Source organism: Endozoicomonas sp. ONNA2, assembly GCF_024606365.1.
Taxonomy (GTDB): domain Bacteria; phylum Pseudomonadota; class Gammaproteobacteria; order Pseudomonadales; family Endozoicomonadaceae; genus Endozoicomonas.
The window spans coordinates 1-1,309 of the sequence record NZ_JAHHPO010000446.1 but is presented as its reverse complement, the minus strand read 5'-3'; the positions used below and the strand labels follow the sequence as shown (position 1 = coordinate 1,309).

The 1,309-nt window shown below is 46.1% G+C and carries 1 protein-coding gene; it reads left to right on the top strand.

The annotated features are described in order from the left end of the window. Window positions 1-587: 587 nt before the first annotated feature. The gene (locus KDK14_RS08050) at window positions 588-1,001 is read left to right on the top strand and encodes a hotdog fold thioesterase (RefSeq protein ID WP_257264571.1); all 414 of its coding nucleotides are present in this window, start codon (window positions 588-590) and stop codon (window positions 999-1,001) included. The last annotated feature ends 308 nt before the right edge of the window (window positions 1,002-1,309 follow it).

Here is a 1,309-nt window from a genome sequence, read left to right as displayed (position 1 = left end):
TGTGATAACCGATCGAGTAAAATACTACATATTGATTAATAGAATATTTGTACCCGATTATTTGCAGGCATTTCAGTGGGAAATTAAGAGTACTAAAGTCTTGCTAATCAACATGTAGTGTTCTGTCCCATCGGTTATTACTAGATATGGTTTTCGGGGGTACTAAATAGTTACCAAATTTTTATGTTTATTAGTGTGCGCAGGCTGGCAAAAGTTCCGGGTAATCATCATTTTGATTACCAAAAAGTTCATTAACCCCGCAATTGATCACCCTGATCCTGGCTGGCACCGGACAATTTGCTCATTTCTGATCCTGCCACAAACCAGACCGTAACTGTTTGGTGAGCCTATCCAATGTTCCCGATTAAATAAGAGCGTCGATGGCAAAGAGCGAAAGGAACTGCTGACGTTGATTGAAGAGTAACGTCCGGAAATGATAACGCTGATAGCCCCCATGACCATGATGTGACATTTCATAGACAATCATGGTAGTGTATACAACGACAAGCCTATCTGACTCCCCATCCCGATCAGCTGGGCTTGTGCAACCGGATCTGACCATTAATTAACGAAAAAAAGGAAATAAGATGTCCATTTGGAAAAGGCCTTACCGTCCTGAAACCGCAGTATTCAAGGAGAACATGTGCAACCATTTGGGTATTCAAATTATCGAGGTAGGCACAGACTTTCTGCGTGGCACCATGCCCGTTGACCACAGAACCGTTCAGCCCATGGGACTGCTTCATGGTGGCGCCTCTGTGGTGCTCGCTGAAACACTGGGCAGTATTGCCGCCAACCTGTGCTGCGAGGACAGGGCCTACTGTGTGGGTCTGGAAATCAACGCCAATCATCTTCGCTCTGTCACATCCGGAACAGTGACCGGCACCACCCGCCCCATTCACATTGGCCGCAGTACCCAAGTGTGGGAAATCAAGATTGAGGATGACCAGGGCAGGCCGACCTGTGTATCTCGCATTACCATGGCAACCAGGAAAATATAATCAGTCAAAACGTCTGTGAGGTTGCAACAGCATTGGCGATTTCCTGATCGCACTGCATAAACTCTTCAACCTGAAAACAGTATGGAATAGACGACTGAGAACCAACACTCATGACAGCAAGGCCGACACTGGCATTGGCAAAAAAGGCAGCTTCCTATAGAGATTTTCCTTCCGTCAGGGCCACCAGCAAGGCGCCATTCCTCCAGCCATAATGTTATAAAATGACCGTTATTAAAAACCTGCGATAATCAGAATTATCTGGGTTTATCTACATCGTCAACGCCACCGCTTACCGGAGTAAGTCTTAC